The organism is Glycomyces sambucus, assembly GCF_900102815.1.
Taxonomy (GTDB): Bacteria; Actinomycetota; Actinomycetes; order Mycobacteriales; family Micromonosporaceae; genus Glycomyces; species Glycomyces sambucus.
The window spans coordinates 732,960-755,867 of record NZ_FNGF01000002.1 but is presented as its reverse complement, the minus strand read 5'-3'; the positions used below and the strand labels follow the sequence as shown (position 1 = coordinate 755,867).

Annotated in this window: 22 protein-coding genes; 12 read left to right on the top strand and 10 right to left on the bottom strand. The window is 72.3% G+C overall.

The features are described 5' to 3' along the window. Nucleotides 1-81 precede the first annotated feature (81 nt). From BLS99_RS08650 to BLS99_RS08635, 4 genes are all read left to right on the top strand, one after another. On the top strand, nt 82-1,374 hold the full coding sequence (locus BLS99_RS08650) for an ABC transporter substrate-binding protein (protein WP_176953259.1): 1,293 nt from the start codon (nt 82-84) through the stop codon (nt 1,372-1,374). Nucleotides 1,375-1,442: 68 nt separating this feature from the next. After that, nucleotides 1,443-2,384, top strand: a complete 942-nt coding sequence (locus BLS99_RS08645; protein ID WP_091046936.1) for a carbohydrate ABC transporter permease — start codon at nt 1,443-1,445, stop codon at nt 2,382-2,384. Continuing rightward, nucleotides 2,381-3,289 (top strand): carbohydrate ABC transporter permease, encoded by a 909-nt coding sequence (locus BLS99_RS08640; protein ID WP_091046933.1) that lies wholly within the window; start codon nt 2,381-2,383, stop codon nt 3,287-3,289. The genes BLS99_RS08645 and BLS99_RS08640 overlap by 4 nt, the downstream gene beginning before the upstream one ends. After that, the gene (locus tag BLS99_RS08635) at nt 3,286-3,891 is read left to right on the top strand and encodes a hypothetical protein (RefSeq protein WP_091046930.1); all 606 of its coding nucleotides are present in this window, start codon (nt 3,286-3,288) and stop codon (nt 3,889-3,891) included. The genes BLS99_RS08640 and BLS99_RS08635 overlap by 4 nt, the downstream gene beginning before the upstream one ends. 24 nt (nt 3,892-3,915) lie before the next feature. On the opposite strand, the gene BLS99_RS08630 is transcribed toward BLS99_RS08635, so the two are convergent. After that, entirely contained in the window at nt 3,916-4,374 is a 459-nt protein-coding gene (locus BLS99_RS08630; RefSeq protein ID WP_091046925.1) for an aminoacyl-tRNA deacylase, read from the bottom strand. A 10-nt stretch (nt 4,375-4,384) separates the two neighbouring features. After that, the gene (locus tag BLS99_RS08625) at nt 4,385-4,888 is read right to left on the bottom strand and encodes an AsnC family transcriptional regulator (RefSeq protein ID WP_091046922.1); all 504 of its coding nucleotides are present in this window, start codon (nt 4,886-4,888) and stop codon (nt 4,385-4,387) included. Nucleotides 4,889-5,004: 116 nt separating this feature from the next. On the opposite strand from BLS99_RS08625, the gene BLS99_RS08620 reads away from it, so the two are divergent. After that, entirely contained in the window at nt 5,005-6,387 is a 1,383-nt protein-coding gene (locus tag BLS99_RS08620) for a tryptophanase (RefSeq protein ID WP_091046920.1), read from the top strand. A gap of 41 nt (nt 6,388-6,428) precedes the next feature. Here BLS99_RS08620 and BLS99_RS08615 read toward each other — a convergent pair whose 3' ends face one another. Genes BLS99_RS08615 through BLS99_RS08605 form a run of 3 tightly spaced genes read right to left on the bottom strand, consistent with a single transcriptional unit; the run spans nt 6,429 to nt 9,973 of the window. Beyond that, nucleotides 6,429-7,394, bottom strand: a complete 966-nt coding sequence (locus BLS99_RS08615) for an ABC transporter substrate-binding protein (RefSeq protein ID WP_091046917.1) — start codon at nt 7,392-7,394, stop codon at nt 6,429-6,431. 54 nt (nt 7,395-7,448) lie between these two features. Continuing rightward, on the bottom strand, nt 7,449-8,468 hold the full coding sequence (locus BLS99_RS08610) for an ABC transporter permease (protein ID WP_091046914.1): 1,020 nt from the start codon (nt 8,466-8,468) through the stop codon (nt 7,449-7,451). Then, the gene (locus BLS99_RS08605; protein WP_342761266.1) at nt 8,465-9,973 is read right to left on the bottom strand and encodes a sugar ABC transporter ATP-binding protein; all 1,509 of its coding nucleotides are present in this window, start codon (nt 9,971-9,973) and stop codon (nt 8,465-8,467) included. The genes BLS99_RS08610 and BLS99_RS08605 overlap by 4 nt, the downstream gene beginning before the upstream one ends. Before the next feature lie 312 nt (nt 9,974-10,285). Here BLS99_RS08605 and BLS99_RS08600 point away from each other — a divergent pair, with 312 nt between their 5' ends. Beyond that, nucleotides 10,286-10,984: a FadR/GntR family transcriptional regulator gene (locus BLS99_RS08600; protein WP_091046907.1), complete on the top strand. Its 699-nt coding sequence runs from the start codon at nt 10,286-10,288 to the stop codon at nt 10,982-10,984. Here the strand turns inward: BLS99_RS08600 and BLS99_RS08595 are convergent. Further along, on the bottom strand, nt 10,960-12,033 hold the full coding sequence (locus BLS99_RS08595) for a helix-turn-helix transcriptional regulator (RefSeq protein ID WP_091046904.1): 1,074 nt from the start codon (nt 12,031-12,033) through the stop codon (nt 10,960-10,962). The two genes, BLS99_RS08600 and BLS99_RS08595, sit on opposite strands and share 25 nt — an antisense overlap. A 62-nt stretch (nt 12,034-12,095) precedes the next feature. On the opposite strand from BLS99_RS08595, the gene BLS99_RS08590 reads away from it, so the two are divergent. The 3 genes from BLS99_RS08590 to BLS99_RS08580 all read left to right on the top strand — a co-directional run bounded on the left by BLS99_RS08590 (nt 12,096) and on the right by BLS99_RS08580 (nt 15,273). Beyond that, on the top strand, nt 12,096-14,327 hold the full coding sequence (locus BLS99_RS08590) for an ATP-binding cassette domain-containing protein (protein WP_091046900.1): 2,232 nt from the start codon (nt 12,096-12,098) through the stop codon (nt 14,325-14,327). Nucleotides 14,328-14,434: 107 nt separating this feature from the next. Continuing rightward, nucleotides 14,435-14,857, top strand: a complete 423-nt coding sequence (locus BLS99_RS08585) for a hypothetical protein (RefSeq protein WP_091046896.1) — start codon at nt 14,435-14,437, stop codon at nt 14,855-14,857. Next, nucleotides 14,854-15,273 carry a hypothetical protein gene (locus tag BLS99_RS08580; RefSeq protein ID WP_091046892.1) on the top strand — a complete coding sequence of 140 codons (420 nt, stop codon included), beginning with the start codon at nt 14,854-14,856 and terminating at the stop codon, nt 15,271-15,273. Before BLS99_RS08585 ends, BLS99_RS08580 begins: the two co-directional genes overlap by 4 nt. A gap of 39 nt (nt 15,274-15,312) precedes the next feature. On the opposite strand, the gene BLS99_RS08575 is transcribed toward BLS99_RS08580, so the two are convergent. The 3 genes from BLS99_RS08575 to BLS99_RS08565 are packed head-to-tail and all read right to left on the bottom strand — an operon-like array spanning nt 15,313 to nt 20,036. After that, the gene (locus BLS99_RS08575) at nt 15,313-16,101 is read right to left on the bottom strand and encodes a nucleotidyltransferase domain-containing protein (protein ID WP_091046888.1); all 789 of its coding nucleotides are present in this window, start codon (nt 16,099-16,101) and stop codon (nt 15,313-15,315) included. A 10-nt stretch (nt 16,102-16,111) separates the two neighbouring features. Continuing rightward, nucleotides 16,112-18,652 carry a polynucleotide kinase-phosphatase gene (locus BLS99_RS08570; protein WP_091046885.1) on the bottom strand — a complete coding sequence of 847 codons (2,541 nt, stop codon included), beginning with the start codon at nt 18,650-18,652 and terminating at the stop codon, nt 16,112-16,114. After that, nucleotides 18,645-20,036, bottom strand: a complete 1,392-nt coding sequence (locus BLS99_RS08565) for a 3' terminal RNA ribose 2'-O-methyltransferase Hen1 (protein WP_176953258.1) — start codon at nt 20,034-20,036, stop codon at nt 18,645-18,647. Before BLS99_RS08565 ends, BLS99_RS08570 begins: the two co-directional genes overlap by 8 nt. A 127-nt stretch (nt 20,037-20,163) precedes the next feature. On the opposite strand from BLS99_RS08565, the gene BLS99_RS08560 reads away from it, so the two are divergent. Together BLS99_RS08560 and BLS99_RS08555 are read left to right on the top strand one after the other, a co-directional pair. Further along, nucleotides 20,164-20,733, top strand: coding sequence for a dihydrofolate reductase family protein (locus BLS99_RS08560; protein ID WP_091046878.1), 570 nt, complete (start codon nt 20,164-20,166; stop codon nt 20,731-20,733). A gap of 153 nt (nt 20,734-20,886) precedes the next feature. Next, nucleotides 20,887-21,108 carry a hypothetical protein gene (locus BLS99_RS08555; protein ID WP_091046875.1) on the top strand — a complete coding sequence of 74 codons (222 nt, stop codon included), beginning with the start codon at nt 20,887-20,889 and terminating at the stop codon, nt 21,106-21,108. A 19-nt stretch (nt 21,109-21,127) separates the two neighbouring features. Here the strand turns inward: BLS99_RS08555 and BLS99_RS08550 are convergent, their stop codons facing one another. Further along, nucleotides 21,128-22,132, bottom strand: coding sequence for a CobW family GTP-binding protein (locus tag BLS99_RS08550; protein ID WP_218126359.1), 1,005 nt, complete (start codon nt 22,130-22,132; stop codon nt 21,128-21,130). Nucleotides 22,133-22,290: 158 nt separating this feature from the next. Between BLS99_RS08550 and BLS99_RS08545 the strand changes: the two genes are divergently transcribed. Further along, on the top strand, nt 22,291-22,881 hold the full coding sequence (locus tag BLS99_RS08545; RefSeq protein ID WP_091046868.1) for a dihydrofolate reductase family protein: 591 nt from the start codon (nt 22,291-22,293) through the stop codon (nt 22,879-22,881). Nucleotides 22,882-22,908 lie beyond the last annotated feature (27 nt).

Below are 22,908 nucleotides of genomic sequence, written 5' to 3'. Positions count from 1 at the left end.
CAGCGTTGAACTGGAGTCGCTAGTTCAACGCTGAACTATCCCCGGTCGGGCCCTCGCCCGACCATGCGACCAGGAGGATCCATGAGCAGCACCAAGCCGGCGGCGGCCCTCGCCGCGGCCGCACTCCTCGGACTCGCCGCCTGCGGAGGCGGCGGCACCCCGCACGAGGCGGCCACCGAGTTCGCCCCCGACACCGAAGCCGAGATCACCTTCACCTGGTGGGGCAACGACGAGCGCGCCGACTGGATGAACCAGGCCCTCGACCTGTTCAACCAGGAGTACCCGAACGTCGAGGTTGTCCGGAACTTCAACGCCTGGGGCGACTACTGGACCGCCCGCAACACCGAGGCCGCCGGCCAGGCCCTCCCCGACGTCCTCATGATGGACGCCGGCTACCTCGGCGAGTACGCCGACAAGGGCCTCTTCCTCGACCTCGGCGCCTACCAGGGGGGCCTCCTCGACACCGGCGGGTACGCCGACACGCTCCTGGCGTCCGGCACCGTGAACGACCAGCTCGTGGGCGTCCCCATGGGCTACAACGCCTGGTCCATGATGTACAACAAGGACCTCCTCGACGAGCTCGGCGTCCCCTACCCGGCCGCCGACATGACCCTCGACGAGCTCGAGGCGTACGTCCTCCAGGTCAACCAGGCCGGGGCCGCCCAGGACCCGCCGGTCTACGGCGCCTCCGACTACACCGGCAGCTTCCCCGGGTTCATCTACGCCCGCATGCAGGAGGGCGAGGACGTCTTCACCGACGACGGCGGACCCGCCTTCGACGAAGGCGACGTCCAGGACTACCTCGACTCCGCCGCGGAGCTCCGCGACGCCGGGGACTTCTACCCCGTCGAGCGCACCGTCGCCCTCGACCCGCTCGGCGGCTTCCTCGGCGGCGAGGCCGCCCTGTGGTTCAACTTCTCCACCACCGTCGCCCAGGCCATGAGCGACATCGGCACCGAGAACATCGGCATGGTCCAGGCCCCCACCGCCGACGGCACCCACGTCCTCGCCGACCACCCGAGCATGCTCCTGTCGGTCGCGGCCAACACCGACCAGCCCGACGCCTCCGCCGTCCTGGTCGACTTCCTCGCCAACTCGCCCGAGGTCAAGGCCATCTTCGGCGCCTCGCTCGGCGCCCCGCCCACCGACGAGGGCCGCGCCGCCGTCGACCAGTCCGCCTCCGACGCCGTCGACTTCGGCTACCTGGAGGCCATCGACGGCGAGATCACCGAGAGCTACCCGCTCCTGCCCTCCGGCTACGGCTCCATCGAGGCCAAGTGGGGCGAGCTGCACGAGCAGCTCCTCTACGGCGACATCGACACCGGGCAGTTCACGCAGGAGCTGTTCTCCGAGATGGACATGCTCCTCGGATGACCTTCCCAGGCGGCCCGGGCGCCGGCCCGGGCCGCTCCGAACCCCATCGGCACAGAGGAGACCGGCTCATGGCCGACACCACGACCGCGCGAGGCCCCGTCCGCGCGCGCCGCCGCGGCAGGGCCCGCGCGAACGGCGCCGGGTACGCGTTCCTGTCCCCGTGGCTCATCGGATTCCTCGGCCTCACCGCCGGACCGATGATCGCCTCGCTCTACCTGTCGTTCACCGACTACAACCTCTTCTCCCCGCCGGTCTTCACCGGCCTGGAGAACTACCAGCGGCTGCTGACGGACACCAACTTCCTCCAGGCCGCCAAGGTCACCGCCCTCTACGTCGTCTTCGGCACCCCGATCAAGCTCGCCGCCGCCCTCGCCGTCGCCATGCTCCTGCACAGCGCCCGCCGCGGCCAGGGCTTCTACCGGTCCGCGTACTACCTGCCCTCGCTCATCGGCGGCAGCGTCTCCATCGCGATCGTGTGGAAGGCCATGTTCATCGACGAGGGCATCGTCGCGCAGATCGGCGCCGTCTTCGGCGGCCCCGACGCCGCCGCCGGCGGCTGGGTCGGCGACCCCGGCCGCACCCTCCCGATGCTCATCCTCTTGACGGTGTGGCAGTTCGGCGCCCCGATGGTCATCTTCCTCGCCGGCCTCAAGCAGGTCCCGCTGGAGATGTACGAAGCGGCCGAAGTGGACGGCGCCGGACCCGTCCGCCGCTTCTGGAGCATCACCGTCCCGCTCCTGTCCCCGGTGCTGTTCTTCAACCTGCTCCTGGAGACCATCCACGCGTTCCAGATCTTCAACTCCGCGTTCATCATCTCCAACGGCTCGGGCGGCCCCGCCCAGTCGACCCTGTTCTACACGCTCTACCTGTACTTCCGCGGCTTCCGGGACTTCCAGATGGGCTACGCCTCCGCCATGGCCTGGGTCCTCGTGGTCGTGGTCGGGCTCATCAGCCTCCTGCTGTTCCGCAGCTCGAAGTCGTGGGTGCACTACTCGGGAGACGACAAATGAGCCAGACCCTCGAACACCCGCAGACCGAACGCGAGGTCCGGTCCGCCCGGCTCCGCAAGCGCGCCAGGGCCCGCCGCACCGGCGGCTCGGTCCTCTTCCACGCCTTCGCGCTCGCCGTCCTCGTCGTCATCCTCTACCCCGCGGTGTGGATGCTCATGAGCTCCTTCAAGCCCGGCAACGAGATCATCGGCTCCGTGAGCCTCCTGCCCACCGGCGGCGGCCTCCAGAACTACGCCACCGCCCTCGAAGGCATCGGCGGGATCTCCTTCTGGACCTTCGTCCTCAACTCGCTGATCCTCGCCGCCGGGTCGGTCCTCGGCATCCTGCTCTCGTGCTCGCTCGCCGCCTACGCGTTCGCCCGCATGCGCTTCCGCGGCCGGAACCTGTTCTTCGTGTGCATGATCGCCACGATGCTCCTGCCCTTCCACGTCGTCATCATCCCGCAGTACATCGTGTTCAACGAGCTGGGCATGATCAACACCTACTGGCCGCTGCTGCTGGGAAAGTTCCTCGCCACCGAGTCCTTCTTCGTGTTCCTCATGATCCAGTTCATCCGCGGCCTGCCGCGCGAACTCGACGAGGCCGCCGTCATCGACGGCGCCGGCCACCCCCGGATCTTCTTCTCGATCATCCTGCCGCTCATGAAGCCCGCCCTCGTCACCAGCGCGATCTTCGCGTTCATCTGGTCCTGGAACGACTTCTTCGGCCCGCTCCTGTACCTCAAGGAACCCGGCATGTACACCATGCCGCTCGCCCTGCGGCTCTACGTGGACCAGACCTCGACCAGCGACTACGGCGCCCAGATGGCGATGGCCATCCTCGCCCTCCTGCCGGTGCTCCTGTTCTTCTTCGCCTTCCAGCGCCAGCTCGTCGGCGGCGTCGCGACCCAGGGGCTCAAGGGATGAGCGCGCGCACCGCCCGCCGGACGCCCCCGGCCGAGCACCTTGTCCGCTTCGGCGGCGGGAGCCTCGGCCTGTTCGGCGAGATGATCGTCGTCGGGCTCGTCACCACCGCGCTCTCGCTGCTCCTCGTGACCGCCCTCCCCGCGCTCGCCGCCGGGACCCGCCACCTCGACCGCCACGCCGACCACCACAGCGACGGCCTCCGCGAACTGCTCCGCGCCGTCTGGCGCGCCTGCCGCGAGGGCTGGGCCGCCGGCACCGCGACCGCGGCCGTCGTCGGCCTCCTCGGACTGAACGTGGCCCTCGGCGTCCAGGGCCTGGTCCCCGGCGGCACCGCGCTGGCGGTCGTGAGCGCGGTCCTCGGCGCGGGCGTCCTCGCGGTCGCGGCCCGCGCGGCCTCGCTGTGGGAACCGGGCGCGGACTGGCGCGGACTCGTCCGCGACGCCGCGGACCTCACCGCCGCCGACCCGGGCGGCACCGCCTACGTCCTCACCGGCCTCGGCACGGCCGCCGTGGTCGCGTGGATGTTCTTGCCGCTCATCGTGATCGCACCCGGCATGCTCGCCGTCGCGCTCCTGGTCGCGCGCCGCCGCGCCCGCTCCTGACACCGGTCCCCGGCGCCGGGGGTCCTACTCCGGCGCCAGGTCCACCACGTCGGCGCCGTACGCGCGGATCAACTCGTCGGCGTCGACCAGCGCCGCCACCTCGTGCGCGCCCGAGCCGACCACGATCGCGCGCCCGCGCAGCCGCTCGTCGGCGAGCACCGGGAACGCCCCGGCCGCACCGAGCGGGGTGATCGTGCCCCGCTCGTAGCCCGTGACCGCGAACGCCTCCTCTGCGGTCGGCAGCTTCATCTTGTTCACGCCCAGCACGGCCCGCAGCTTCGGCCACGAGAACCGGTCCTCGTACGGCACCAGCACCAGCACGTACCCGTCCCGGTGGCGCAGCACGACCGTCTTGACGCCCAATGCCGCGCCCTCGCGCACGATCGGCGCGCCGGTCTCGCGGTCGCGCGGCACGAACTCCACCGCCAGGCCGCGCGCGGCCGCGTCCTTCGCCGCCCGTTCGGGCACGGTCCCCTCGCTCATGACGGCAAGGCTATCCCGGGACCCCGTCGCGCCGTTCCGGTTCCGCCGCCGGCGAGCGCACCGCTGAAGACCGCTCCACCGGCGACTGTTCCACCGGAGACCACGCCACCGGCTGCGACAGCACCATGCTGCTGCTCGGGCGCCCGTACCGCGCCAGCCGGTCGATGAACGCCTCGAACGCCGCCATCGACGGCACCGCCGCCACCAGCACCGAGCACCCGTCCCCGGTGATGCGGAACAGCTGCCGGATCTGCGGCCACGACGGCACCTCGGGGTCGCGCAGCAGGCAGCTCGGCCCGTAGCAGTCCATCACCACCACCGCCTGCACCGGGAACCCGGCGGCCTCCGGCGACACGTGCGCGTGGTACCCGCTGACCACCCCGTCCGCCTCCAGCCGCCGCACGCGCTCGGCCACGGCCGGCGCCGACAGGTGCACCCGCCGCGACAGCTCGTTGAACGACAGCCGCGCGTCGGCCTGGAGCTCTTGGAGCAGCCGCCAGTCCATGCGGTCCAACCGGGATTCCATTCGCAAAGCCCCCTCGGATAACAGATCGCGATCGTAACCCGGACGGGGCGAACCGGGTCGCGTTCGCCCTTCTCGCCGAGCCCCGAAAAGTCGATCATGGGGGCATGGACGAGCCCACATTCCGCACCATCATCGAACCCTTCCGCATCCACTCGGTCGAGCCGATCCGGATGACCACCGCCGCCGAGCGCGCCGACCGCATCGCCGGCGCCTCGTACAACCTCTTCCAACTGCATGCGGACGACGTGCTCATCGACCTGCTCACCGACTCCGGCACCGGCGCGATGAGCCGCGACCAGTGGGCCGCGATCCAGCGCGGCGACGAGTCCTACGCCGGGTCCCCCTCCTACTTCGTCTTCCGCGACGCCGTGCGCGACCTCTTCGACTTCGACCACGTCATCCCCGTCCACCAGGGACGCGCGGCCGAGCGCATCCTCTTCTCCGTCCTCGGCGGACCGGGCAGGGTCGTCCCGAACAACACCCACTTCGACACCACCCGCGCCAACGTCGAGGCCACCGGCGCCGAGGCCGTCGACCTCGTCATCGCCGAAGGCAGGGACCCCGCCTCCCACCACCCCTTCAAGGGCAACATGGACCTCGACGCCCTCGACGCGCTGCTCACCGCGCGCGGCGCCGACGTGCCGTGCGTCTTCGTCACGATCACCAACAACAGCGGCGGGGGGCAGCCGGTGTCATTGGAGAACCTGCGCGGCGTGCGCGAACTGTGCGACAAGCTCGGCAAGCCCCTCTTCCTCGACGCCTGCCGCTTCGCCGAGAACGCCTGGTTCATCCGCGAACGCGAAGCGGGCCAAGGGGAGCGCGACGTGGTCGACATCGTGCGCGACATCGCCGCGCTCGCCGACGGGATGACCATGAGCGCCAAGAAGGACCCGATGGGCAACATCGGCGGCTGGCTCGCCCTCGACGACCCGGACCTCGCCCAGGAGTGCCGGAACGCGCTCATCCTCACCGAGGGCTTCCCGACCTACGGCGGCCTCGCCGGGCGCGACCTCGAAGCGCTCGCCCAGGGCCTCAAGGAGACCGTCCAGCACGACTACCTGCGCTACCGCATCACCTCGACCGCGTACCTCGGCGAGGCGCTCCAGAAGGCCGGGATCCCGGTGCTCAGCCCCATCGGCGGCCACGCGGTCTACATCGACGCCCGCGCACTGCTGCCGCACCTCGACCCGCTCCAGTACCCCGGCCAGGCGGTCGCGGTGGCGCTCTACGAGATCGGCGGGGTCCGCAGCTGCGAGATCGGCACGGTCATGTTCGGGCGCCGCCCCGACGGCACCGAGGCGCCCGCGCCGATGGACCTGGTGCGCCTGGCGATCCCGCGCCGCACCTACACGCAGAGCCACATGGACTACGTCATCGAGGTGTGCCAGCGGCTCGCCGAGCGCGCCCACCGGCTCCCCGGCTACCGCATCGTGGAGGAGCCCAACGCGCTGCGCCACTTCACGGCCCGCTTCGAGCCGGTTCACTAAAGAGCGACCGGGCCCGCCCCCGGGCGGGCCCGGCGCCCCGGTCACTCGTACAGGACCGCCTGTATCTCGGCGTCGTCGATGTTCGTCGCGTCGTACCAGTAGAAGCCGGTGTCGATCGTCTCGGGCAGGTCCTCGCCGTTGATCGCGGCGGCGGCGGCCTTGACGGTCTCGTAGCCGATGCCCACCGGGTTCTGGGTGATCGCACCGGCCATGACGCCGCCTCGGATCGCGTCCATCTGGGCCTGGCCGGAGTCGAAGCCGATCACGACGATCTCGCCGACGCGGTCGAGCTCCTGGACGGCGTTGACGACGCCGATCGCCGAACCCTCGTTGGCGCCGTAGATCCCGGCGAGGTCGGGGTTGCCCTCGATGATCGCGGTGGCGATGTTCGTGGACTCGAGCTGGTCGCCGGCGCCGTACTGGACGTCGACGATCTCCACGTCCGGCGCGTTCTCCTCGATGTACTTGGTGAAGCCGTCGCGGCGGTCGACGCCGGTGACGCTGGTCTGGTCGTGCACGACCAGGGCCACCTTCCCGGCGCCGCCGATGAGCTCCACCATGCGCTCGGCGGCCAAAGCGGCGGCCGCGAGGTTGTCGGTGGACGCGGTGGTCACCGGCACGTCGGAGTCCACACCGGAGTCGAAGGCGATCACGGGCACGCCGCGGCTCTCGGCCTCGGTCATGAGCGGCGCCGACGCCTGGCTGTCGAGGGCGGCGAACCCGATCGCGTCGGGGTTGCGGTCCAGGGCGGTCTGGAGCATGTCGATCTGCTGCGCCACCTCGGACTCGGACTCGGGGCCCTCGAAGGTGATCTCGACGCCGAACTCCTCGGCGGCCTGCTCGGCGCCCTCCTGGACGGCCTGCCAGAACTGGTGCTGGAAGCCCTTGGACACGAGGGCGACGTACGGCTTGTCGGGGTCGAGGCCCTCGGTGGCGTCGTCCCCGCAGCCGGCGAGGAGGAGCGCGGCTCCGGGCGCCGCGGCGAGGACGGCCCTGCGTTTCATCATGGGGGTTCTCCGATTCGTGGGGACTGGTGGCGGTGCGGGGGAGGAGGAGCCGGACTACCTGCCCCTGCGGAGGATGTCGATGTAGACGGCGGCGAGGATGACCAGCCCGATGACGATGGACTGCCACTCCTGCGGGATGGACATGATCCGCAGGCCGTTGGTCACGGTGCCCACGATGAGGGCGCCGATGAGCGTGCCGACGATGCTGCCCTTGCCGCCCTGGAGCGAGGTGCCGCCGATGACGACCGCGGCGATCGCCTGGAGCTCGTAGCCGATGCCGAGCGCGGGCTGCGCGGAGTTGAGCCGCGAGGCGAGCACGACCCCGGCGATGCCCATGAAGCACCCCGAGAGCGTGTAGACCGCGATCTTCCACTTGCGCACCGCGATCCCCGAGAGGCTCGCGGCGTCCTCGTTGCTGCCGATGGCGAACGAGTACCGGCCCAGGAGCGACTTGGCGAGGATGACCGCGGCGATCGCGGTGAGCGCGAACAGGATGAGCACGGCGCTGGGCAGGCGCACGCCGGGGATGACGGAGCTGAGCGCGATGTCGGTGAACCCGGGCACGTCGGTGAAGTAGATCGGCGCGGTCCCGGAGATGACGAGGGCGAGGCCCTGGGCGATGAGCATCATCGCGAGGGTCGCGATGAACGGCGGGATCTTGAGCACGGCGATGCTCAGCCCGTTGATGAGGCCGATGAGCGCGCCCGTCAGGACGCCGCCGACGACGCCGACCACGAGCGGCAGGCCCCAGCCGGTGAGCATCACGCCGGTCATGACGGCCGCGAGCGTCATGCCGGTGCCCAGCGACAGCTCGATGCCGGAGGTGATGATGACGAACGTGGTGCCGAGCGCGAGGATGCCGATGACCGCGGTCGACAGCAGGATGCCGCTCAGGTTCGACCAGGTCAGGAAGTTCGGGTTGGCGATCGCGAAGAAGGCGACGAGGACGATGAGGCTGGCGAACGCCAGGACCTGCTGCAACTGGCGCCGGACCAGGTTCCAGGAGGGGCCCAGGAGCCCGCGCGGCGACGCGCGCACGGCGTCTCCTACCTCGGCGGTGTCCACTTGCTTCATGTCGCGATCCCTCCGTGCGCCCCCGAGCGGGTGGCGTAGTCCATGACGGTCCTCTGATCGGCCTCGGCGGCGTCCAGGACGCCGGTGACCCGCCCCTCGCACATGACCACGACCCGGTCGGCCATGCGCAGGACCTCCGGCAGCTCGGAGGAGATCATGATGATCGACTTCCCTTCGCCCGCGAGGCGGTCGAGCAGGGCGTAAATCTCCTCCTTCGCACCGACGTCGATGCCGCGGGTCGGCTCGTCGAAGATGAGGACGTCGCAGTCGCGGGCGAGCCAGCGGGCGAGGATGACCTTCTGCTGGTTGCCGCCCGAGAGCGTGCGCACCTCCCGCTTGAGGGAGGTGGTCCTGATGTTCAGCGAGGCCGCGTACCGCTCGGCGGTGCGCCGGGCGGGCGCGTCCTTGACCAGGCCCAGCGCGTTGGCGTGGTCGCCGAGCGAGGACGCGAGGATGTTGAAGCCCACGTCCTGGTCGAGCATGAGCCCGAACCGCTTGCGGTCCTCGGAGAGGTAGCCGATGCGCAGCCGGGCGGCGTCCGCCGGGCTCTTGATCCTGACCTGCCTGCCCCGCAGGAGGATCGTGCCGCGGTCGGCCCGGTCGGCGCCGCAGAGGATGCGGGCGGTCTCGGTACGCCCGGCCCCCACGAGCCCGGCGAAGCCGAGGATCTCGCCTTCGCGCAGCTCGAACCCGACGTCGTCGAGGAGCCCCTTCGTGCCCAGGCCGCGCACTTCGAGGACCACGGGCCCGGCGGCCGCGCCCCGCGCGGGCCGCGGCTCCGTGGTGAGGTGGCGCCCGACCATGAGCGAGATGACGTGCGGCAGTTCGGCGTCGGCGGTCGCGAGCGTGTCGACGTACTCGCCGTCGCGGAGCACGGTGATGCGGTCGGAGATCTCCTTGAGCTCGCCGAGGCGGTGCGAGATGTAGATGACGCCGGTGCCGGCGTCGCGCAGGTCCCTGATGAGCCGGAACAGGTTCGCGGTCTCGGACTCGGTGAGCGCGGCGGTCGGCTCGTCCATGATGAGGATGCGCGCGTCGAACGAGAGCGCCTTGGCGATCTCGACGACCTGCTGCTGGGCCACGAGGAGGTCGCCGACCGGGGTGCGCGGGTCGAGCTCGATCCCCAGGCGCGCGAACAGGTCCGCGGCGAGCCGGTTGAGCCTCCGGTCGTCCACGAGCAGTCCGAACCCGGTGCGCGGCTCGCGTCCGATGTAGATGTTCTCGGCGATGGTGAGGTCGGGCATCAGCGAGAACTCCTGGTGGATGATGCTGATCCCGAGCTCCTGGGCCGTGCGGGGGCCGTCGATCTCGACCGGGCGACCGTCGATGCGGATCTCCCCGGCGTCCTTCTGGTGGATGCCCGCGAGCAGCTTCATGAGCGTCGACTTGCCCGCGCCGTTCTCCCCGACGACCGCGTGGACCTCGCCGGCCCGCAGCTCCAGGTGCACCCCGGACAGGGCCTGCACGCCCGGGAACCCCTTGGCGATCCCCTCCAGGGCCAGCAGGGGCGCGCCGTCCCGCGGGGCGGCGGCCGAGGCGCTGCGCGAGGGGCTGGCGGGCGGCGGTGAAGCGGGCAGCGGGTCGGGCACGGGTCCTCCCACAGGTGGCCGATACATCAGATGTATCGAATCGTAGTGAGGCGGCGATGACCTGTCAACCATTGAAATACGTTGATGCCATTGGGATGCGATACGACTCTTGGGGAACAGGAAGCGGCTTCAATCCCTCTGCGAGCCGACTCCTCCGAGTGGGAGCGGGGACACCAGTGGTCGGATGATTCTTGCGCGGACATGCACCCCTCGGCGATACTTGGCGGCATGTCCCGCACCGACGATGTCGTCAACGGCATCAAGCACATGATCCTCAACGGGGACCTCGGCCCCGGCGAGCGGCTGCCCGTGGAGAAGGAGCTCGCCGAGACCCTCGGCGTCTCCCGGGGGTCGCTGCGCGAGGGCGTCCGCGCCCTGTCGATCCTCGGGGTGCTCAACACCCGGCAGGGCGACGGCACCTACGTCACCAGCCTCGACGTCGCACAGCTCCTGGCGCCCATGGGGTTCGTGGTCGACCTGCACGGCGAGGGGCACGCCGAGAACGTCCACGCCCTGCGGCGACTGCTCGAGAGCGAGGCCGCGCGGCTCGCGGCCGTGCGCATCACCGACGGCTCGCTCGCCGACGCCAAGGCCCTCCTCGAAGGGGCCGAGCCCTTCCTCGAAGGCGGCCCGGACGCGCACGAGCGCCTCATGGAGATCGACATCGCCTTCCACCGGATCATCGCCTCCCACACCGGGAACCCGGTGCTCATCGGCATGATCGAGGCCCTCGCCAGCCGCACCGTGCGCGAGCGCCTGTGGCGCAGCCTCCGCGAGGAGGGCGTCCTCCACCGCACCCACGAGGAGCACCTGGCGATCTGGCGGGCCCTGCGCGCCCGCGACCCCGAGGCCGCCCGCGTCCGCATGGCCAACCACCTCCTGGGCGTGGAGGAGTCCCTGAGCTACTTCCCCGACGCCCCCGACTGAGCGTCTTCGGACCGTGCCTCTTCGGACCGTGCCTCTTCGGACCGTGCATCTTCAGACCGTGCAGCCTCCGACCGGTCTCCCTCCGGCCGTGCGTCGGCGCCCGCCGCCGCCGCGAGCCGCGCCGCGAAGCCCCGGTACCCGGCCATGAACCGCAGCGGCGCCTCGATCGTGAACCCGGCGTCGAGGGACGCGAGCGTCGCCAGCGGCCACACCCACGAGTCCTGGTGCATCACCACGCGGGTGCGCGCGCCGTCCTCGATCGGCGTCAGCTCCACCGTGTCGTGCCGGAACGCCTCCGCGACCGGCCCCGCCGGCGCCGCGATCGTGAACACCACCCGCTCCCGGTTCCCCCGGATGCCCTCCACCAGGTAGTCCAGCGCCGGCGGCGCCGAGCGCGGCGCGAACCCGGTCGTGGACACCCGCAGCGCGTCGATCCGGTCGGTGCGGAACACCCGCCAGTCGCCCTTGTCGAGGTCCCACGCCAGCAGGTACCAGCGCTGGAGGTGGTGCACCTGCCGGTGCGGCTCGACCCGCCGCGAGGACGCCGCCCCGTTCGCCCGCCGGTAGTCGAACGCGGCCACCCGCCGCTGCGCGATGGCGTCGGCCAGCTCGCTCAGGTACCCCGCGCTCGTGCTCGGCGCGGCCACGTCGCCGGTGTCCAGGCTCGCGTGCAGCCGCGCGATCCGGTGCCGCAGCCGCTTGGGCAGGTACTGCTCCACCTTCCCGTACGCGCGGGTCGCGGCCTCGTCCACCGACCCCTCCGCCGCGCTCCCGGTCGAGGCCAGGGCGGCCAGGCCCAGCAGCACCGCCACGGCCTCGTCGTCCTCCAGCATCAGCGGCGGCATCGCGGCCCCGGCGGTGAGCCGGTAGTGCCCGCCCGGTCCCGGCCGCGTCTCCACCGGGTAGCCGTACTCGCGGAGCCGGTCGACGTCGCGCCGCAGCGTGCGGGGGCTGACCCCGATGCGCGCGGCGAGGTCGCCGCCGCCGAACGAGCGGCCGGTCTGGAGCGTCGCCAGGAGCGAGAGCATCCTGCGGGTGACATCTGGCATGCCCTCAGTGTGCACCGGATTGCGGCCAAGACCTGACCGCATCTGCACATACCGTCGCCTCCATGAACGAGCGAATGATCCGAATCCGCGGCGCCAGGTCCAACAACCTCCGGTCGGTCGACCTCGACGTGCCGCGCGGGGCCCTGACCGTGTTCGCGGGCGTCTCCGGCTCCGGCAAGTCCTCGCTGGTGTTCGACACGATCGCGGCCGAGGCCGGCGCCCAGGTCAACGAGACCTACCCGCCGTTCCTGCGCAACCGGCTCCCGAAGTGGACCCGCCCCGAGGCCGACGAGCTGTCGGGCCTGTCGCCGGTGGTCGTCATCGACCAGCGCCGCCTCGGCGGCAACGCCCGCTCCACCGTCGGCACCGTCACCGACGCGTGGACCTACCTGCGGCTCCTCTACTCGCGCATCGGCACCCCGCACCTCGGTGAATCGAACCGGTTCTCCTTCAACGACCCCGCCGGCATGTGCCCGGCCTGCTCGGGCCTCGGCGAGGCCGTCGCGATCGACACTGGCCGCTTCCTCGACCCCGACCGGTCCCTGCGCCAGAACGCGATCCTCCTGCCCGGCTTCGCGGAAGGCGGCTACTGGAACGCCAAGTACACCGACATCGGCACCTTCGACCCCGACAAGCCCCTGCGCGAGTGGACCGAGGACGAGCGGACGGCGCTTCTGTTCGGCGGCGCGCACGCCGACCGCCTCCCCGTGCCCCCGCCCGCCGACTACGAGAGCCTGGTGTCCTGGTTCGAGCGGATCTACCTGCGCACCGGCGACAACATCTCCGACCAGAAGCAGAAGGCCATCGACCGGTTCACCCGCTCGGGCACCTGCGCCGAGTGCGGCGGCGACCGCCTCAACGCCGAGGCCCGCGCCGTCACCGTCCACGGCCGCACCATCGCCGAGCTCGCGCTCATGGAGATCGCCGAACTCGCCGTCCTCGTCGAGACCATCGAGGACCCGTCCGTCGCCCCGGTCGCCGCCGCGCTGGCCGAGCGGTTGCACGCCCTCGACGCGATCGGCCTCGGCTACCTCCACCTGGGCCGCGGCACCACCACCCTGTCCGGCGGGGAGTCGCAGCGGATCAAGACCGTGAAGCACCTGGGCTCCAGCCTCATCGAGATGCTGTACATCTTCGACGAGCCCACCGTCGGCCTCCACCCGCACGACGTCGACGCCATGACCGGGCTCCTCGGCCGCCTGCGCGACAAGGGGAACACCGTGCTCGTGGTCGAGCACGACCCCGCCGTCATGGCCGCCGCCGACCGGATCGTGGAGATCGGCCCCGGCGCGGGCGCCGCCGGGGGCCGCGTGGTCTTCGAAGGCACCTACGGCGAACTCCGCGAGGCGGACACGCCGACCGCGCAGGCGCTCGCGAGGCGCGCCCCCGCGACCACCGCGCCGCGCCGGGGCCGCGACACGCTCACCGTCAAGGGCGCCGATCGCAACAACCTCCGGGACGTCACCGTCGACCTCCCCACCGGCGTGCTCACCGTCCTCACCGGCGTCGCCGGCTCCGGCAAGTCCAGCCTCGCCGCCGAACTCGTGGACCAGCACGGCGCCATCGTGGTCGACCAGCGCCCCGTCGGCGCCGGCCGCCGCTCCACCCCGATCACCTACACCGGGATCGCCGCCCCCATTCGCAAGCTCTTCGCCAAGGCGAGCGGCCTGCCCGCCAAGTACTTCAGCGCCAACTCCGAGGGCGGCTGCCCCGACTGCAAGGGCCTCGGCACCGTCTACACCGACCTCGCGTTCATGGACGGCCAGGAGACCGTCTGCGAGACCTGCGGCGGGCGCCGCTTCACCGAGGAGACCCTGCGCCACCGCGTCGACGGCCTCACCGTCGCCGACGTCGACGACCTCACCATCACCGATGCGCTGCAACGGCTCGCCGAACCCGCCATCCGCAGAGGACTGCGCGACCTCGACCGCGTCGGCCTCGGCTACCTGCGCCTCGGCCAGCCGCTCTCGACCCTCTCGGGCGGGGAGTGCCAGCGCGTCAAGATCGCCCGCGAACTGCGCGACGCCGACGAGCCCTCCCTGTACGTCCTCGACGAGCCGACCACCGGCCTCCACCTGCGCGACGTCGACACGCTCGTGGACGTCCTCGACCGGCTCGTGGAGGCCGGCCACACCGTCGTCGTCATCGAGCACCACCTCGACGTGATCCGCCGCGCCGACTGGGTCGTGGACCTCGGCCCCGGCGCGGGCCGCCACGGCGGCCGCGTCCTCTACGAGGGCCCCGTCGCGGGCCTGCGCGGCACCGCCACGGCCGCCGCCCTCGGTCGGCCGTAGCAGCCCGCGGGAGGTACGCGCCCGCCGGGCCGTACCTCCCGCGGAGTAGACCGATCGCCCACTCCAGGCCGATCCCCGCGCGCGGCCCCGGCGGCACACTGGCCCGCATGAAAGGGTTCTTCCTGGGGTGGACGCGATTCGTCGCCGTGCTCCTCGTCCTCCAGATCGGGTTCGCCGGGTGGGGCGCCGTCGCGACCGGCGACCAGCGCACCATGCGCTTCATCGTCCACGTCGCCAACGGCGGCATGATCCTGTTCTGGCTCATGCTCTCCCTGGTCTTCGCCCTCATCGCCCGGCCGGGATGGAAGGCCGTCGCGCTGACGGGCCTGTCGCTGTTCATGGTCTTCGCACAGGGCGCGTTCGCCCACGGCTTCGGCGGCTCCGGCACCCTCGGCGGCGTCGGCATCGCCCTCCACGCCGCCAACGGCCTCGGCATCCTCACCCTCCAGCTCATCGTCGCCCGGCTCGCCAAGCGCGCGGCCGACGCGAAGCGCGCCGAGCGCACCGCACGAATCGAGGTCCCCGCGTGAACACCGCCTTCGCACGGACCCTGCGGGTCTGGCTGCTCCTGCTCCTCGCGCTCCTGGTCGTCCAGTTCGCGCTGGCGGGCTTCGGGGTCGGCTACGGCGGCGGCGTGGGCGCCGGGTTCCGGCTCCACTTCGTCAACGGCGACGTGCTGCTCTTCGGATACGCGGCGGCGGTGGTCCTCGCGCTGGCGGCGCGCCCCGGGGCCCGGATCGTGCGGCTCACCGTCCTCGGGACGGTCCTGGTGCTCCTCCAGCACGCCATGGGCCTGCTCAGCGTGCCCGGCACGGTCTGGGGCCAGTCGCTGTTCTTCTTCCACGCGCTCAACGGCCTGGCGCTCATCTTCCTGACGTTCCGGACCGGCCGCCTCGTCCGCGACCGCCTCCGCGAACGGGCCGCGCAGGCCGCGGCGGCGCGCTGACCGGACCCGTGGCGCCCCGTCCGGGCGCGCCGACCCCGCTCAGGCCGCGGGCATCGCGTCCCAGTGGCGCCGATGGGCGTCCACCGACCACGCCGAGATCCGCTCGGTGTCCGGCGCCTCCGGCAGCGGGGTCCGGCCCGCCTCCAGCAGCGCCTCGGCGCGGTCCCGCACGGCGGTGACCTCGGCGAGCACCGCGTCGAGATCGGGCACCCCGCCCGACTTGACCCGCAGCACCCGCTCGCGGTCCGCCTCGGGCATCGGCAGCGTCAGCCGCGCGTGCTCGGTCAGCTCCAGCGCCTGGAGCCCCAGCCGGAGCGCGTGCGAGGCGAACTTGGTGTCGTACCCGTGGGCCGCCACCAGCTCGGGCCGCTTCGGCATGTCCTTCTGGCGCCCCCGGCCCAGGAGCATCGCCACTTGCCCGTCGAGGTAGCCGACGGCCCGGCGGGCCGCGTCCCGGGAGAGGAACGCCGGGGCCAGCGCCCGCAGCTCGTCCCCGAGGGCCGTCGTGCGGTACACCGAGGACTCGGGCGCGCACATGACCAGCAGCAGGTTCGGGTTGCCCGCCACCGCGAGCCGCAGGAACTTCCGCAGCGAGTACAGCGTGCACTCGCGGTCCCCGGCCTCGGACCGGGCCCCTTCGGGCCGGTCGCGCCACGTGTGGTGGTCCACCGGCCCGGCCAGGCCGACCACGTGCTCGGCGGGCTCGACGAACACGCCGGCCTCGTCGTGGTCGCTGACGCCCGCGATGGCGAGCCCGTGGACGCCGGAGCCGGCCTCGGTCCGCAGGATCTCGTTGGCGCGGGCCACCGCGCCGGTGTCGATGCTCATCGGGCTCCTCTCACAGCCGCGGGTCGACGGGCTCGGACTCGAGCGCGAGGATCGCGAACACGTACTGGTGCACCTGCCACAGCGGCGCGCCCTTCGCGGCCAGGTCCAGGGCCTCGATCCCGAGCGCGTACTCGCGCAGCGCCTGGGACCGCTTGTGCTGGAGGCGGCGCGCGCGCAGGCGGGCGAGGTTCGCGGGGTCGGTGTAGTCGGCGCCGTAGATGATCCGCAGGTACTCCCGGCCCCGGACCTTCAGGCCCGGCTGGAGCCTCGGCCGGTCCTCCAGGAGCGGCTTGACGACCATGCCCTCGCCGCCCGCCGCGCACAGTTCGAGCCACCACCGCGCGGCCTCGTCCTCGTCGGCGGTGCCGAGCGCGACGATCCGCCGCCGCGTCTCCAGCAGCAGCCCTGAGGCATCCGCCGCCACGAGTGCGTCGGCGACCTCCAGGTGCCACTCGTGCCGGTGGTCGGCGAGGTTGCGGCCCTCGGTCGCGAGGACCTGGAACGGCGCGAGCCGCACGCCGTCGAGCCCGTCGACCGGCCAGCAGTACCGCTGGTACACGTCGGCGAACGCATCGAGGTTCGCCCGGCGCGACCCGGTCCGCTCGGCGAGCGCGGCCACGTCGAGGCCCCGCGCGGCGGCGGCGTCCAGGACCGCCGCGGCGGCCGGGAGCGCGGCGAGGCCCGCCGCGGCCACGCCCGCGAACTGGTCCTCGATGAGGTCGCGGGCCTTCGCGGACCAGGGGAGCAGTTCGCAGTCCAGGAGCATCCAGTCGGTGTCCAGCCGCTCCCACAGGCCCGCCGCCGCGGCGGCGGCGCCGACCCGGTCGAGCAGGGCCTGCGTGAGCGCGTCGTCCTGGAAGAACGCCCGGCCGGTGCGCGTCACCAGCGCGCCCCACGGCGCCGCGTCGAGTCCGAAGCGCCGCTCAGCCGCTTCGGGGTCGCGGCACACGAGCGCGACGGCCCGCGAGCCCATGTGCTTCTCCTCGCACACGACCCGCTCGGCGCGCCCGCGGTACTGCGCGAACGCCTGCGCCGGGTGCTCCAGGTACCCGTCCTCACCGGAGGCGTCGACGGGCGCCATCGTCGGGGGCAGGTACAGCAGGCGCCGCGGGTCGTCGGCGAAGCGGCTCATGACCTCCAGGGCCGCCGCCGCGTTCTCGGCCCGCACCTTCACCGTGCCGGCGATCGCGGTGGGCAGGTGCCGGTCCCCGGCGACGTCCTCGAAGTCGAGGGTCGCCGCGTCCCGTGCGGCCGCCGCGGGCCGCAGCGGGCGCACCGGCTCGTACCACTCGCGCTCGGCCGGAACCGACACGAGCTCCCGCTCGGGGTAGCGCAGCGCCGTCAGCCTGCCGCCGAAGCAGCAGCCGGTGTCGAGGCAGATCGTGTTGTTGACCCACTCGGGATCGACCGTGGGCGTGTGGCCGTAGACGACCGCGGCCGCGCCGCGGTACTCCTCGGCCCACGGCAGGCGCACGGGCAGCCCGTACTCGTCGGTCTCGCCGGTGGTGTCGCCGTAGAGCGCGAACGAGCGGACCTTTCCGGAGGCGCGGCCGTGGTACTCCTCCTTGAGGCCGGCGTGGGCGACCACGAGCCGGCCGCCGTCGAGCAGGTAGTGGGCCCGCAGGCCGTCCATGAACGCGCGGGCCTCCTTCCGGAACGCCTCGTCCTCGTCCCCGAGCTGCGCCAGCGACTCGGCCAGGCCGTGGGCGACTCTGACCTTGCGGCCGTCGAGGGCCCGCACCAGCTTCTGCTCGTGGTTGCCCTGGACGCACAGCGCGGTCCCGGCCGCGACCATGCCCATGACCAGGCGCAGCACGCCGGGCGTGTCGGGTCCGCGGTCGACCAGGTCGCCCACGAACACGGCCTTGCGGCCCTCGGGGTGCGCCGCGTTCACGGCCCGCCCCAGACCGTCGCGCTCGAGGGCCCAGCCCAGGTCCGCGAGCAGCGCTTCGAGTTCGGCGCGGCAGCCGTGCACGTCGCCGATGAGGTCGAACGGGCCGGTCTCGTCCTTGCGGTCGTTCCAGGACCTCTCGGTGACGACCCGCGCGGCGGCCACGGCCTCGGCGCCGGTGAGGCGGTGGACGCGCCGGAAGCCCTCCTTGTTCAGGTACTTCAGGCTGCGCTTGAGGTCGCGGTGCTGGCGGCGCACGACGGCCTCGCCGAAGTCCCGGTCGGGCCGGGCCAGGGTCCGCTCGGTCGCGACCGACGGCTCGACGTCGAGCACGATCGCGTCCACGAGCACGTGGTGCTCGCGGGCGAGCGCGATGAGCTGGGCGCGCGCCTCCTTCTGCACGTTCGTGGCGTCGACGACGGTGAGCCGCCCGAGCCGCAGCCGCGTCCCCACGATGTGGTTCAGCAGCTTGAACGCCTCGGGCGTCGCGGCCTGGTCGGTCTCGTCGTCGGCGACCAGTCCCCGGCAGCGGTCCGAGGAGATCACCTGCGTGGGCAGGAAGTGCTTCGCGGCGAAGGTGGACTTGCCGGAGCCGGAGACGCCGACGAGCAGCACGAGGGACAGCTCGGGGACGCTCACCACCGGAGGTGCGTCAGTCACGGTCGAACACTCCCATCTGGGTCGGGGTCCCGGCACCGGGGTCCTCGGTGCCGACCCCCTCGATCCGGACCCGGTAGCCGTGCCGGGCGGCGACGGCCTCCGCCCACGCGCCGAAGCGGGCCCGGTCCCATTCGAAGCGGTGGTCGGCGTGGCGCATCTGGTGCGCCTCCATGCCGTACCTGGCGTTGTACTCGGCGTTCGGGGTGGTCACGACGACCGTGCGCGGGCGGGCCGCGCCGAAGACGACCTGCTCCATCGCGGGCAGCCGCCCGGGGTCCAGATGTTCGATCACCTCCATGAGCACGGCCGCGTCGTACCCGCCGAATCGCTTGTCGCGGTACACGACCGAGCCCTGAATGAGCTGGAGGCGCTGCCGCCGCCGCTCGGGCATCCGGTCGAGGTGGAGCGCGTGCCCGGCCATGCCGAGCGCGCGGGACGAGACGTCCGCACCGGTGACGCGGGTGAACCGCGCATCGTCCAGGAGCGCGGCCAGGAGCTTGCCCGAGCCGCACCCGAGGTCGAGCACGGAGGCGGCCCCGGCGGCGGCGAGCGCCTCGGTGACCGCGGCGATCCTGATGCGGTGCAGCGGGAGCGACTGCTCGCCGTCCACCGCCGACTCCTCTTCGACCGGGGCCTCCTCCTCGGCCTCCGCGGCTTCGGCGAGTTCGGCGAGCCGGGCGTGCGCGGCCCGCTCGTAGGACCGGCGGTGCGCGAGGTACCGGCGGGCGATGAGGCCGCGCCGGGGGTGGGCGGCGAGCCATGCGCCGCCGGAGCGCACGAGCTTGTCTACCTCGCCGATCTCGACCCAGTAGTGCTTGGCGTCGTCGAGGACCGGCAGCAGCACGTAGAGCTGGCTCAGGGCGTCCGCGAGGCGCAGTTCGCCGCGCAGCCGCACGCGCACGTGCCGGGAGTCGGTGCCGAAGCCCGGCAGCGGCACCGCCTCGGCCTCGACCTCCCATCCCAAGGGCGCGAACAGGTCCCGCACCAGGTCCGGCCCGCCCTCGCACGGGACGGCCGGCAGCGCGATCTCCAGGGGGATCGCGGCGGCGGCCAGCTCGGGCCGCTCCCCGCCGTCCCCGGACCTGGCGGTGGAGAACACCTTCCCCAGCGCCACCGCGAGCAGCGACGAGGCCGCGTACGGCCGGTCGTTCACGTACTGCTTCAGGGAGGCGTCGCCGGAGGCGCCCGCGTGCGAGCGGGCCAGGCGCGCGGCGTCCACTTCGAGCAGGAGCGCGGCGGTGCACCGGTCCTCCCCGGCCTCGGGGTAGAACACCCACGCCGTCCCGAAGGACTGCTCGAACGGCTGCACCCGGTCGGGGTGCTTGCGCAGGAGCCGGCCCAGGTCGGTCGCCGGGTTCGCGGTGGTCGTGATGGTCAGGAGCACTCGCAGATCATGCCACTCGATCCACTCTGGTCGCGACCTGGTTTCACCCGTCGCGCAAAGGCGCGCCCGTGTCGGCCCGGTCTGCGACACTCGCACCAGTTCGCATTCGAGACGACGGAGCCCATCCATGCGGAAACTCATCGCCACGGTCTACAACTACTCGCTCGACGGCCTCCTCGCCGACGAGGGCACCGATTTCTGGGACTTCTGCTTCAGCCTGCCCGAGAACGACAACCCCGACGACCCCGGCCAGCTCGACTTCCTGCGCAACGCCGACGCGATCCTCCTCGGCCGCAACGCGTACGAGAGCATCGCCGACGCCATGACCACCTCCAACGCCGACCACCCGTTCGCGCGGGTCCTCAACCCGCACCGCAAGGTCGTCTTCTCCACGACCCTGGAGCGGGCCGACTGGGAGAACACCGTGATCGCCTCCGGCGACACCGCCGAGGAGGTCGAGCGGCTGCGGCGCGGCGGCGACGGCCACCTCGTCGTCATGGGCGGCGTCGGCCTCTTCCGCTCCCTCATGGCGCTCGACCTCCTCGACGAGCTCCACGTGAGCCTGTTCCCCTACATCGCGGGGGAGGGCACCCGCCTCTTCGACGGGGTGCCCCGCTCCTACCGCCTCGACCTGCTCTCCAGCAGCGCCTCCGGCAACGGGATCCAGGAACTCCGCTACGGGAGGCACCGCGGCTGACCGCCGGCCGAGCGGACGGGTCCGGGCGGTACAGCCTGCTGCACCGTCCGGCGGACCCCTGGACCCACCCGGATCCGCCAGGTGACTGCATTGGGCCCGAGGGCGATCGGCCATAGCGTTGACGGTGTCAGACCACCGTTCCGAGGAGCCGTCATGAACGACCAGCCCACCGCCCACCCGTCGCAGTACACCGCGGGCAGCCACTACAAGCTCACCACCACCGCCCTGTGGATCGGCCTCGTCGGCGGGTCCCTGTTCAACATCGCCCTCCAGTCGGTCGGGCTGTGGTTCCTGGCCCTCCCGTTCGGCCTGATCGCGCTGGCGAGCGTCGTCGGCCTCGTCGCGCGGGCGATCGTGTCGAGGAAGCACCGGTGAAGGGCCTGGCCGCCCGTCGCTACCGTCGGTACCGGAGCAGCCGTTCCAATCCCGCGGGGTCGTGCCGCTCCGGGACGGCGAGCGCGGCCTCCAACCGGGGCCGCGCGGCCTCCGCGTCGAGGTGCGAGCCGATCGCGACCAGCTCCCCGCCGCCCTCGACCGGATGCGCGGCCACGTCGATCCGGTCGCCCACCACGTGCACCACGAACCCGCGCGGCCGGCCCCCGGTCGCCACGGCCACGGTGCCCTTCATCCGGTACGCGCCCGGCGGCGGGTCCTCGAGCAGCGCGATGAGGGCGCCCGGGTCGACGGGCCCGGCGGCCCGGACCGTGACGGCCTGCGCGTGCGCGTGGTCGCCCGCGTGCGCGTGCGCCCCCCGCGCCAGGGCCGCGAGCGGCAGCTCGTCCTCGGGGTCGGTGACCGAGGCCGTGTCGTAGACCAGGGCCGGGTCGACCCGCCCGTTCGAGGTCCGCACCAGGTGGATGCCGGGGTTGACGGCGAGGATGCGCTCCTCGATCGCCGCAAGAGCCCGCTCGGCCTCCGCCTCCGGGAGCCGGTCGCACTTGTTGACCACCGCGAGCGTCGCGGCCTTGAACCGGACCGGCGGCAGGTCGCTGCGGTCGACGGTGTTGAAGTACTCGACGGCGTCGACCACGTCCACGACCCCGCCCGCGCGGATGCGCTCGGCCTCGCTGAAGTGGATCATCTTCGCGATGACCCCGGGCTCGGCGATCCCGCTCGCCTCCACGATCACCACGTCCAGCCCGAACCGGGGATCGGTGAGCTTGTCCAGGGCCGCATCGAGTCCGCTCAGGTCCTCGATGCAGCACAGGCACCCGCCCGCGATCGAGACCGGCTCGTCGATCTGCCCGGTCACCAGCCCGGCGTCCACGTTCACCTCGCCGAAGTCGTTGACGATCACCCCGACCCGCGCCCCCGGCTGGCACAGCAGGTGGTTGAGCAGCGTCGTCTTCCCCGCCCCCAGGTACCCCGTCAGCACCACCACCGGTACTCGCCTGTCCACGCGCGCCTCCTCGTTCGACTCCACTGCCAGCGACATGGGACCACACCGCCCGCCGCGCGCCGCCGCCCGGGCCGCCCGCCGATGAATCGCGCCCCGCCGCCTCGTCCCAATTGGCAGAGGGCCGCACCGGCCGCCGCAACCGACAGATCGGAACCGACATGAGTACCGTCCGCAGCCACATGACCATGTCGCTCGACGGCTTCATCGCACAGCCCGACGACCAGGTCGGGGAGCTCTTCGAGTGGTACGACGCCGGGGACGTCGCGATCCCGACGCCCTACGAGCACGTCCCCGCCTTCAACGTCGACGCCGCCAGCGCCGCGTTCCTGCGCGAGGTCACCGACGGCTGCGGCGCGGTCGTCGTCGGCCGCCACCTGTTCGACATCACCGACGGCTGGGACGACACGCACCCCGCGGGCGCGCCCGTCGTCGTGGTCACCCACCGGCCGCCCGCGGACGCCGCCGAGCGCTGGCCCACCACCTCCTTCGTCGACGGCGTGGCCGCCGCCATCGAGCGCGCCGAGCAGGTCGCGGGGGACCGGGACGTCACCATCGCCAGTGCGAACGTGGCGCAGCAGGCGCTCGCGCTCGGCCTGGTCGACGAGGTGTGCGTCAGCCTCGTGCCCGTGATCTTCGGCGAGGGCATCCCCTACTTCACGGTCCTCGACACCGGCCACCTCCTCCTGGAGGACCCGGTCGTCGTCCAGGGCACGCGCGCAGTGCACCTGCGCTACCCCGTGCGGCGCTGACCGCTCCACTGGCGCCTCCCACCTCCC